This window comes from Nitrospirae bacterium CG2_30_53_67 (assembly GCA_001873285.1).
In the GTDB taxonomy this organism is placed as follows: domain Bacteria; phylum CG2-30-53-67; class CG2-30-53-67; order CG2-30-53-67; family CG2-30-53-67; genus CG2-30-53-67.
Genome location: MNYV01000069.1, coordinates 1 through 9,978 on the forward strand (window position 1 = coordinate 1; position 9,978 = coordinate 9,978).

The window sequence follows — 9,978 nt, forward strand, 5'->3', positions numbered from 1 at the left end:
GAAAACATCAGGGGTCAAGGGGTCCAGGATTCCAGGGGTCAAGTGAGGTGCTAAGAACATAAGGGGCCGAGGGTCCTAGGGTTCAAGGATTCCAGTGTTTTTCTCTGGAGATTTTGCTTGCGTTTAAGTATTTCACTTGACCCCTTGAACCCTGGAATCCTCGAACCCTTTTTACCCACTAAATGGGAGAAGAACCTTAAATAAAAATTAAAGATAAAGAATCAAAAATCAAAATGCCATAGAATCAAATTGCGCCTGTTTTGCAATATTGTTATAGTACCTGACCAGGTGCGAGCCCTATTAGAGGCATCAAGGTCTTTTACGGGATAAAGGAGAAACACTCTTGAAATGGCATTACCTCATACTCCCGGTGATCGGCGCCGTCATCGGATGGATCACAAACTACATCGCCATCAAGATGCTTTTCAGGCCTTACCGGCCCGTGCGCATCCTAGGGTTCACTTTTCAAGGCCTGCTCCCGAAGAGAAGAAAGGAGTTCGCAGCCAGCATCGCCAGGACCGTAGAGAGGGACCTCCTCACCGTGGAGGACATCACACGCTTCTTCGAGGGGGTCGAATGGGAGGAAGAGGTGGATCTGGCCGTGGCACAGACCTTCGAGGCCCGGATGAAAAGCAGGACGCTCGGGAGGATCCTGAAAACCCCGATTCTGGGACTGATCGGGAGCGAGATCCTCCGGCAGATTCAGAAGAGCCTGACCCATAAGATCATCGCAAAGATTGAAGAGCAAAAAGGCCGGCTGGTCGAAAAATTCCAGAATGCCATCGAGCTCAAGGAGGTGGTTTCCAGGAAGGTGGAGGGATTCAACATGGAGAAGATCGAGTCCCTGCTCATGGACCTGATTTCCCAAGAGCTCACCTATATCGAGTTCGTGGGCGCGGTTCTCGGCTTTATCATCGGCTTCGTCCAGATGATCATACTCATTGTCTTATAGAAGGCGGCTCATCAGAACATGGCAAAAGGGAAACTCTACATCGTGGCCACACCCATCGGGAATCTGGAGGATATGACCCTGCGGGCGATCCGAACCCTGAAATCCGCGGGGCTGATCGCGGCCGAGGATACCAGGCATTCATTGAAGCTCCTGAAGCGCTACGGCATCACGACGCCCATGACCAGCTACCATGACTTCACGAGCGAGGGGAAGCGGAATCAGCTCATCCGGAAGATGCTAAGAGGAACCGACCTCGCGCTGATCTCCGATGCCGGGACCCCTGGTATCTCCGACCCGGGTTACCGCCTGATCAGAGAGGCCCTCGAACAGGGAATCGAAGTCTGCACGGCGCCCGGACCTTCGGTCCTCGCTGCGGCGCTCTCCGTGTCCGGACTCCCCACGGATTCTTTTTTCTTCAAAGGGTATCTCCCGAATCGGGCAGGTCCCCGAAGGGCCTGTCTGCATGAGCTCAAGTCAAGAACAGAGACCCTCATCCTCTTTGAGACGCCTCACCGGATCCTCTCCGCCCTCCGGGAGATGCTGGATATCCTGGGTGACCGGCGGATCGCCGTGGTCCGGGAACTCACCAAACTCCATGAAGAGATCTTCCGTGGCGGGATCGAACAGGCCCTTGATCATTTCCGAACCCAGGAGAGGATTCGGGGTGAGTTCACGCTTGTTGTCGAGGGGTTCGCCTCGGGAGAGGACCCAAAGATTGAAATCGATCTCGCCTCCGAGATCAGGAAGGTGATCCGGGAACAGAAGGTCTCCCGGAAGGAGGCGGTCCGAATCGTGGCTGAGGCATGCGGCCTTCCCAAAAAAGAGGTCTACCGGGAAAGTCTGAAAGGATAATTCGGTTCAAACCGTTTAAACCGTTCAAGCCGTTCAAAGCGTTCAAGCTGCTTGAACGCTTAAACCTTTGAACCCTTTGAACTGTCTTTTAACATAAGGAGTTCATGATGGAACCGAGTCCGGTCTATTTTATCTCGGCAAGGGCGACCAAGTGGTCCTACAAACTCAGTCTGGCAGGACGATTGGAGTCTCTTCTCCATGAGATTTCCCTATCCAGATACATCAACAAAGATGAAACGGTGGCCATCAAGACGCATTTCGGTTCCGAAGGGGCGCACCGTGTGGTCCGGCCCCTTTTTGTCCGGAAGGTGGTTCAGGCCGTGCTTGAGAGCGGGGGAAAGCCGTTTGTCACCGATACGGTCCGGATCCAAGGCCTTGACTACCTGCAGGTGGCCGGCGAAAACGGAATCAATGCCCTCTCCTGTGGAGCGCCGGTCCTGCTTGCGGACGGGATCTTCGGAAACGACCATGTCCCGGTCCCTTCCGGGGATCTGCAGGGAGAGGTGTTCGTGGCCTCAGCCGTCTACGATGCACCGGCCATGGTGGTCCTCTCCCATTTCAAGGGCCATTTCAATGCAGGGATCGGAGGGGCCATCAAGAACCTCGCCATGGGATGTCTCTCCGGTTCCAGCAGGAACCGGGACTGGAAACACGGGCGGGGAGGAATACACGCCCACATGGAAGGGCTGCTTCAATGGGACCAGGAGAAGTGCAGCCGGTGCGACCAGTGCGTGGAGGTCTGCCCCCTCTTCGCCTGCAGTTTTGAAAACGAGATCTTTACCTGCGACACGAAAAAATGCTGGCGCTGCGGAAGGTGCGTACGGGTCTGTCCTGAGCAGGCGCTGGACCTCCCCGCGGATCAAGAACGCTTTCACAAAGGGCTTGCAGAATCCGCCCGTGCGGTCCTATCCACGTTCAAGGAGAAGAAAATCCTGTATGCGAATTTTCTTCTCGAGATTCAGCCGGAATGCGACTGCATGCCCGCAGCCGACGTGCCCGTCATCCAGGATATCGGCATCCTCATCTCAGACGACTTGGTGGCCGTGGATCAGGCCTCCCTGGACCTGCTCCGGGAAAGCCCGCCTCTTCCCGGATCCGCGGCAGAGGACAAGGGGATCAGGCCCGGAGAGGACATTATGCTCAAACTGCATCAAGTTGACGGACAAAAACAGATTGATTATGCCTTTGAACTCGGTTTGGGCAGCAAGGCATATACCCTCATCAAACGCTAAGTGAAAAAATAGGTAAATGAACAGAAAAACTTGACAAAGACACCAGAAACGTTATATAAATTTTTTTTGAAAGTATTTTTTATGTCATTTTTACAGTCAGAGGGCGTGATCATGCCTGCAACCATCCTGGTCGTAGATGACTCGGCAGACAATGTCGAAGTCTTGAATACCGTACTCAAGTACAACCAGTACCAGGTCCTCCCTGCATCCAATGGAGAGGAAGCCATCCGGACCGCCAAGGAGAACCAGCCGGATCTGATCCTGATGGACGTGATCATGCCCGGCATGGACGGCATCACCGCCTGCCGCGTCCTTCACCACGACGAAAAGACCAGGGGGATCCCGGTCATCATGATCACGGCCAAGAACGATCCTGAAGACCTGAAAATCGGACTTGAGGCCGGGGCCGTGGACTACGTGAGAAAACCTTTTGTGATTGTGGAACTGCTTGCGAGGGTCAACGCGGCGCTGCGCCTTAAACAGGCCCAGGACAAACTGGTGGAACAGGAAAAAAAGCTTGCCATTATGGAACTGGCCGGGGCCGCAGCCCACGAACTGAACCAGCCCTTGACGGTCATCAATTGCCAGATTAAACTCCTCGAAGAATCCTTGGAACCGCTAAAAGAAAAACCGAGCCGGGAAATTGAAATTATTCATGAGTCCGTGGCCAGGATGACCGAGATTATCCGGAAGATCGGGAACATCACCGAGTACAAAACCAAGGAATATGTGCTGGGTGACAAGATCATCGATCTGGAACAGGCCAGCGAGGATGAGGAATAACCCCCGTTGCATTCTAAAAAATCCTCTTCCAACCGCTTGACCATTCAGTTTCCTCTCTTTTCTCTTGACATAAAAAATTCAAACATTTACTTTATTAATTGAATCTGAGTTGTATTTTTTTGATGGGGTGATATGGAACTGACACGTGCAGCAGACTACGCCCTGAGAGGGGTCTTATACCTCTCTCTCCAACCCGAGAATAACATCTGCATCATCAGTGAGATTGCCGAACGAATGGATATCCCTGAAGGTTTCTTGGCCCGGATCTTTCAAATCCTCGGAAAAAGCGGAATCATACGGTCCCACCGCGGGAAGAAGGGCGGGTTCTCTTTGGCCAAACTCCCTGAACAGATCCATATGAAAGAAGTCATTGAAGCCATGGAAGGCCCCCTTTACCTGAACCGGTGCCTGTCGGATTTCGGCGACTGTAGTCGAAAGGAACTCTGTTCACTTCACGAGGTCTGGGTTGATGTGCAAGAAACCGCGATAAAAACCTTGGAAGGGACCCACTTCGATCAACTGGCAAAAAGAACCGCTGAGAAGCTCGCCGGCAAGGGATAGATGACCCATCTTCTGAAGCCCGTTTCTCTCTTTGCCTCCAAGAGAAAAAACAAAATGGAGTTGTCTGATGCAGATCATCCGGGACCTTGATCGACTCAATAAAACGTTTCCTTATCCTGTGGTCACCCTCGGGAACTATGACGGCGTCCATCTCGGCCACCAGCAAATTTTCCGAAAGGTCATCGAAAGCGCCCGCCGTCATAACGGCGCCGCCGTCATCTTCACCTTCGAGCCCCATCCGCTTCAGGTTCTTTCCCCCTCCACCTGCCCCCCGCTTCTGAATACCTTCCGCCGGAAAATGGAACTCTTTGAGTCTTTCGGCATTGATCTGGTCATATGCGCCGAGTTTACCCGTGATTTCGCATCCATCTCCCCGGAAGATTTCGTGAAGGAGATCCTTGTGGAGAAGATCGGCGTGAAAGAAATCTTCGTGGGTTATGATTACGCATTCGGAAGGGGCAAGCAGGGCACCACAGAGGCCCTCATCCGGATGGGCGGGCAATATCATTTCAAGGCCTTGATCGTTGAGGCCTATACCCTAAACGGCGAGGTCGTGAGCGCCACACGCATCCGTGAACTGGTCCAGGAAGGAAAGATGGAGGATACGGCAAGGATGCTCGGCCGTCTTTATGCCACCGAAGGGATCGTCGTGCCGGGCGACCACAGGGGAAAGTCCCTGGGATTCCCGACGGCCAACATTGAACCGCACAACCAGATCTATCCGAAACCGGGGGTCTATGCCGTCCAGGTGGAACACCGAGGGCGGCGGCTGAACGGCGTGGTGAATATCGGAACCCATCCGACTTTCGGAGAAGGCAAAACCACCATTGAAGTCCATATCTCTGACTTCCATGAGGAGATCTACGGCCAGTTCGTCAGAATCCTCTATGCAAAGAGAATCCGGGATGAAATCGCCTTTAAAAACAAGGAGGAACTGATCCGCCGGATTCAAAAGGACATCGAAGCAGCGGAGAAGATTTTCAAAATAATAAAAACACAAGGCGCTCATCCATGAAAACATCCCGTAAACAAATCTGGTTCGGAATCATCCTCAGTCTGGTCCTGGTCATCCTCCTCCTGAACCGCACCGATTTTCATGCGCTTTCCGAGGCCTTCCGGCATGCCGATTATCTTTACTGCATCCCCATGATTGCGGTATCCCTCATCGGCATCCTCATCAGGGCCTACCGTTGGAAATTCATCATGAACCCCCTCCACCGGGCATCCATGTCGAACCTTTTCTCCGCCACCATGGTAGGCTTCATGGCCATTGACCTCCTCCCCGCCAGGATCGGAGAGATCATCCGGGCCCACCTGATCGGGGATAAGGAAGGGATCTCCAAAAGCGCCGCCTTCGGCACGATTGTGGTGGAGAGACTCTTCGACATCTTTACCGTCCTGGTGATCCTATCATGGATCCTGGTCATGGTCTCCCTTCCCGGAAGCCGGATCCAAGGGATCTACGTCAAGGCCCTCCGCGGAGCGGCCGTTGTCTTCTTCCCGGTATTCATTGCCTTCATCTGTTTTCTCATCCTGATCATGAAGAAGACCCAGGCGGCCATATCCTGGGCCCGAATAGGCCTCCGGCCGTTACCGGAATCATGGAGGAACAAGATCCTCACGATGTTAAACTCTTTTGTCTCCGGACTCGGCGCCATCCGCATGGGTGTGCACCTCATCCCCATCATCTTCTATTCTCTATTGATGTGGGGCCTATACGGCATGGGGAACGAACTCATCCTTAAGGCCTTCCAGATCGATCTCCCGGTCTATGCCTCTTTCTATCTCCTTGTGGTCCAGGCGGTAGCGGTGGCCGTCCCGGCCTCCCCGGGATTTGTAGGCACCTATCATGCGGCCGTGGTCGCGGGGCTGGCCGCTTTTCAGATTCCCAAGGAGGCCGCCCTCAGCTTTGCGATCCTTTCCCATTTTCTCATATTCGTCCCTGTCATCCTGTGCGGGCTGCTCCTGGTATGGAAGGACCGCCTCTCTCTCCGGTCCCTGAAGACCGATGCCGGCAATGACTAACTCGTCCTCAGCGCCTCTACGATATTCATGCGGGAGGCCCGGACCGCGGGGAGGAGACCGCCGGCAAGGCCCATGATCAGCGAAAAACCCAGGGACTTATAGACGATTTCGAAGGTCAGAGAGAAGCTGAAGGCCAGTTCGGAAAACGTCTGGAAGTTCATGGTGGAGATGGTAAAAAGCTGGAGGAATGAAGCAAGGAAGAGGCCTGCGCATCCGCCTGTAAAACCGAGCAGGAGCGCTTCCGTGATAAAGGCGCCGAGGATGTCCCTTCGCTGGAACCCGAGGGCGCGCAGGACGCCGATTTCACTGACGCGGTTGGCCACGGCCGCATACATGGTGATCATGGCGCCGATAATTGCGCCGAGGGAGAATATGATGGTCAATGACATTCCCATGATCCGGAGGAACTTGGCCATGACCTCGGACTGATCCGCATAATACGTGGTTTCCCGCTTGACCTCTACGGTCAGGCGGGGGTCGCTCTCCAGATCGGCCTTGAGCTTTTTGAATTTTGACGGATCGCTGAGCTTGAAGATCACGGACGAATAGACCGGCCTGCGGAATGCCTGCATGAGCTGGTCCGCGTCCCCCCAAATTTCGGAGCTGAAACCGGTGTTCCCTGAATCAAATACCCCGACCACGGTCCAGTCCCTCATGCCGAAGCGGAGGGTCTCCCCCATGCCGCCTCCCTTGAATCGTTTCGATATGTTCTGGCCGGCGATGATCTCGGATGAACCCGGCCTGGGCATCCGCCCCCGGGCCAGCTTCACCTGCGGCCGCAGAAAGAGCGATGGGTCGGAAATCCCCCGGATCACGACATTGGAGGGCTTGTCGGTCCCCCGCTTGGGAAGGCTGATCAGGACCACCACCTCTTTGGCCAGAAGCCTCCGCCCGTCCGTACCCATGGCCGCCTCGGGCCGGGTTTCCACGATGGAGGCCTGAAGCCGATCAATCCCGCTCTGGACTTCAGTCTCAGCCCCCTTCCGGATGACCACCACGTTATCGTAGGACCCGGTCTCCACGAGGGTCTTCCTGAGTCCTGCAGAGAGCATGAGGATCGATGCGAAAACAAGGACCACCAGGGCCATGCCGGAGGCGGTGAGCACGGTGGTGAGACGGCGGGTCAGGAGATTACGGTAACTGTATGAGAAGGGTATCTTCATCTAACCGATCCTCCTCAGCCCGTCTGCGATACGAATGTTCACGGCCCGCAGGGCCGGAAACACGGCGGCCGCGAGACCGACCAAGACCGATGCGCCGACGTCCAGATAAATGGTTTTTGCCGACACGTTGAACACGGGGAAGAAGGTCCCCATGGCATGACTGAATGCCCTGGCCAGCGGAAAGGTCAGGAGAATCCCGGTGATGCCGCCCGCCATGGTCATCATCAGGGACTCCCCTGCGATCAGCCCGGCGATATAGCCGCCTCCGAACCCCAGGGTCTTGAATACGGCGTACTCCCCGATCCTCTCCCTCGCCGTCATGGACATGGTGTTGGCCACGACCGCCATGATGATGAGAATCACCACGAACGAGACCAACTGAATGGCGATGACGATAGCTTCGGTCATGGAAACAAAACTCATCTGGAACGCCTTCTCGGTTTCGGCCAGGGTTTCGGCCAGTGAATTTTTAAACGTCCTGTCAATGGCCAGCGAAACCTCGGCGGCCAGGGACGGGTTGGTCAGGCCGACCATGTAGAAACCGACCTGATCGGCACGGCGGGGCACGGTCTTTTTCAGGGTTTCGTTCAGGTAATTCCACTGGAAGAAAAACTGGGTTTCGTCGGTGCTCTTGTCGCGGCCTCGATAGATGCCGCACAGGACAAAATCCCAGTCGCCGGGAAAGATGGTCCCCCTCAGGGTGATCTGGTCCCCGATCTTCCAGCCGTATTTGGCCGCGAGCTTCCGGCCGGCCACACACCCCTTTCTGTCGCGGATGAAGGCCTTCTTCTCTTCAGGAGAGAGGACGAACTCCTTATAGAGTTCAAGATAGTTTTGAGGCTCGACGGCGAAGTTGGGGAAAAAATTCTTTTCATTGATATAGATCCCGCCGAACCAGTTGCCGTAAGAGACGAGTTTCACACCGTCGATCTGGCGGATCCTGTCCTTGTAGGCGATGGGGAGCGAAAAGACCAGGGATATGGCATTCCTGACGACCAGGCGGCTGGCCGAAGAGGCTTCGACCCCGGCATACCATGCGCTGACAATCGTACGCAGCAGGCCGAAGGAGAGGATGGCAATGGTGATCCCGAGGATGGTCAGATAGGTGCGGAGCTTGTGCCGGAAGGCGTTTTTAAAGAGAATCTTCAGGAAGTGCATTCAGTATCCCCTTTTCCATCAGAAACATATCGATCATTTTTCCGGCCGCCCCCTCATAGTGCCGTTTCAACGCAGGGCAACGGGTGAAGCAGAGGAAGGGACGCAAACGACCGGCCGCTGCATTCCCTCATCTGCCGTTAGTGGCAGAAAATTTACCATGATTCCGTTCTTAGATTTTCGATAAAATGAAAAATGATTATACTTGTATCAAGGAGGAATCTGCTACCATTCACCGGTGTCAACCTTTTCACAATTTTCTTCTATCGCCTTTAACATTAATTGCAAATCATCAGTATGTATAGCCCCTTCAAATTTTAAAAGACTCTTACCCTCGACTCCTTTGGGAATCAAGGCTTTTGCAAAATCAAGAACACGAAGTTGGAGGTCGTAGGGAAGCTTCTCAATTTGGGCGATAAGATTCTTTTTTATAGATGTGGCTGTCATTAATCCACCTCCTTCCAGTTGGCTTCTTTACCATGTCTGAACATAATGCGGCCAACCAATCTCATACTATCAGACTGCATAACGCACCGCAAGCACATTTCCAGTATCGTGTTCCCCGAAGACGGCTCCGGTAGTCCCGATTTTACTCCTTCAGAAAAATATTCCATAACTCTGGCATTCTGTTTGCGTCTCTCAGATCCGTCCCGCGATTCCGCAATTCACAATGTTTTAACGTGAATCATCCTCTTATTAGTCCCGCTTCCTGAAAACTATAGTAGCCTTTCCGCGTCACAATGAGATGGTCCAGAACCCGGATACCGAGAATCTTCGCAGCTTCGGTCAACTGGTCATGAACACGCGAGTCGGCTTCGCTTGGTTGAAGTTCACCGGATGGGTGGTTGTGGGCGAAAATGACAGCCGCGGCACGGTCGGCGATTACGTCGGCAAAGACCTCACGCGGATGAACCGGGCTCTTGTCAAGCAGGCCGATTGTGACGATCCGCTTCTCGATCAGCTCATTTGCACCGTTGAGCGACATGCAGACAAAGTACTCCTGCTGCTTGGCTGCGATGTCGGCCACGAGCGGCAGGGCATCCTGGGCAACGGTGATCTTGATCGTATCTTTGAGCAAGTGGCGACGAGCGAGCTCAAAGGCCGAGAGGATTTGAGCAGCTTTGGCAAGTCCCACGCCGGGCACGCGAAGAAGGTGGTCGAGGCTCAGGGCCTCCTTATGCTCTCGGATGAGTCCTGCAACCTGTCGGGAAATGGTGCGGACATCCACACCTGTCGTGCCCATTCCAAGAATCGC

General features: G+C 54.2%; 11 protein-coding genes. 7 read left to right on the plus strand and 4 right to left on the minus strand.

The annotated features are described in order from the left end of the window. Positions 1-343 precede the first annotated feature (343 nt). The 7 genes from AUK29_03725 (at position 344) to AUK29_03755 (ending at position 6,405) form a co-directional block, all read left to right on the plus strand. A complete protein-coding gene (locus AUK29_03725; GenBank protein ID OIP64794.1) occupies positions 344-952 on the plus strand; it encodes a hypothetical protein in 609 nt (202 codons plus the stop codon). A gap of 18 nt (positions 953-970) precedes the next feature. Next, on the plus strand, positions 971-1,804 hold the full coding sequence (locus AUK29_03730) for a 16S rRNA (cytidine(1402)-2'-O)-methyltransferase (protein OIP64795.1): 834 nt from the start codon (positions 971-973) through the stop codon (positions 1,802-1,804). Positions 1,805-1,911: 107 nt separating this feature from the next. Then, positions 1,912-3,036: a 4Fe-4S ferredoxin gene (locus tag AUK29_03735; protein ID OIP64796.1), complete on the plus strand. Its 1,125-nt coding sequence runs from the start codon at positions 1,912-1,914 to the stop codon at positions 3,034-3,036. 81 nt (positions 3,037-3,117) lie between these two features. After that, positions 3,118-3,819: a hypothetical protein gene (locus AUK29_03740; GenBank protein OIP64797.1), complete on the plus strand. Its 702-nt coding sequence runs from the start codon at positions 3,118-3,120 to the stop codon at positions 3,817-3,819. Positions 3,820-3,951: 132 nt separating this feature from the next. After that, positions 3,952-4,380, plus strand: coding sequence for a hypothetical protein (locus AUK29_03745; protein ID OIP64798.1), 429 nt, complete (start codon positions 3,952-3,954; stop codon positions 4,378-4,380). A 67-nt stretch (positions 4,381-4,447) separates the two neighbouring features. Beyond that, positions 4,448-5,395 (plus strand): riboflavin biosynthesis protein RibF, encoded by a 948-nt coding sequence (locus tag AUK29_03750; protein ID OIP64799.1) that lies wholly within the window; start codon positions 4,448-4,450, stop codon positions 5,393-5,395. Further along, positions 5,392-6,405, plus strand: a complete 1,014-nt coding sequence (locus AUK29_03755; GenBank protein OIP64800.1) for a hypothetical protein — start codon at positions 5,392-5,394, stop codon at positions 6,403-6,405. The genes AUK29_03750 and AUK29_03755 overlap by 4 nt, the downstream gene beginning before the upstream one ends. On the opposite strand, the gene AUK29_03760 is transcribed toward AUK29_03755, so the two are convergent. From AUK29_03760 to AUK29_03775, 4 genes are all read right to left on the minus strand, one after another. Next, the gene (locus tag AUK29_03760; GenBank protein ID OIP64801.1) at positions 6,402-7,568 is read right to left on the minus strand and encodes a multidrug ABC transporter permease; all 1,167 of its coding nucleotides are present in this window, start codon (positions 7,566-7,568) and stop codon (positions 6,402-6,404) included. The two genes, AUK29_03755 and AUK29_03760, sit on opposite strands and share 4 nt — an antisense overlap. Further along, the gene (locus AUK29_03765; protein OIP64802.1) at positions 7,569-8,726 is read right to left on the minus strand and encodes an ABC transporter ATP-binding protein; all 1,158 of its coding nucleotides are present in this window, start codon (positions 8,724-8,726) and stop codon (positions 7,569-7,571) included. 222 nt (positions 8,727-8,948) lie between these two features. Further along, a complete protein-coding gene (locus AUK29_03770) occupies positions 8,949-9,170 on the minus strand; it encodes a hypothetical protein (GenBank protein OIP64803.1) in 222 nt (73 codons plus the stop codon). Positions 9,171-9,408: 238 nt separating this feature from the next. Continuing rightward, positions 9,409-9,966 (minus strand): hypothetical protein, encoded by a 558-nt coding sequence (locus AUK29_03775; protein ID OIP64804.1) that lies wholly within the window; start codon positions 9,964-9,966, stop codon positions 9,409-9,411. Between the last annotated feature and the right edge of the window lie 12 nt (positions 9,967-9,978).

What these genes read in the sequence shown, in the direction of transcription:
- AUK29_03730 (OIP64795.1), top strand. Translation starts at nt 971, where the DNA reads ATGGCAAAAGGGAAACTCTACATCGTGGCCACACCCATCGGGAATCTG.
- AUK29_03735 (OIP64796.1), top strand. Translation starts at nt 1,912, where the DNA reads ATGGAACCGAGTCCGGTCTATTTTATCTCGGCAAGGGCGACCAAGTGG.
- AUK29_03740 (OIP64797.1), top strand. Translation starts at nt 3,118, where the DNA reads ATGTCATTTTTACAGTCAGAGGGCGTGATCATGCCTGCAACCATCCTG.
- AUK29_03745 (OIP64798.1), top strand. Translation starts at nt 3,952, where the DNA reads ATGGAACTGACACGTGCAGCAGACTACGCCCTGAGAGGGGTCTTATAC.
- AUK29_03750 (OIP64799.1), top strand. Translation starts at nt 4,448, where the DNA reads ATGCAGATCATCCGGGACCTTGATCGACTCAATAAAACGTTTCCTTAT.
- AUK29_03755 (OIP64800.1), top strand. Translation starts at nt 5,392, where the DNA reads ATGAAAACATCCCGTAAACAAATCTGGTTCGGAATCATCCTCAGTCTG.
- AUK29_03760 (OIP64801.1), bottom strand. Translation starts at nt 7,568, where the DNA reads ATGAAGATACCCTTCTCATACAGTTACCGTAATCTCCTGACCCGCCGT.
- AUK29_03765 (OIP64802.1), bottom strand. Translation starts at nt 8,726, where the DNA reads ATGCACTTCCTGAAGATTCTCTTTAAAAACGCCTTCCGGCACAAGCTC.
- AUK29_03770 (OIP64803.1), bottom strand. Translation starts at nt 9,170, where the DNA reads ATGACAGCCACATCTATAAAAAAGAATCTTATCGCCCAAATTGAGAAG.
- AUK29_03775 (OIP64804.1), bottom strand. Translation starts at nt 9,966, where the DNA reads ATGGGCACGACAGGTGTGGATGTCCGCACCATTTCCCGACAGGTTGCA.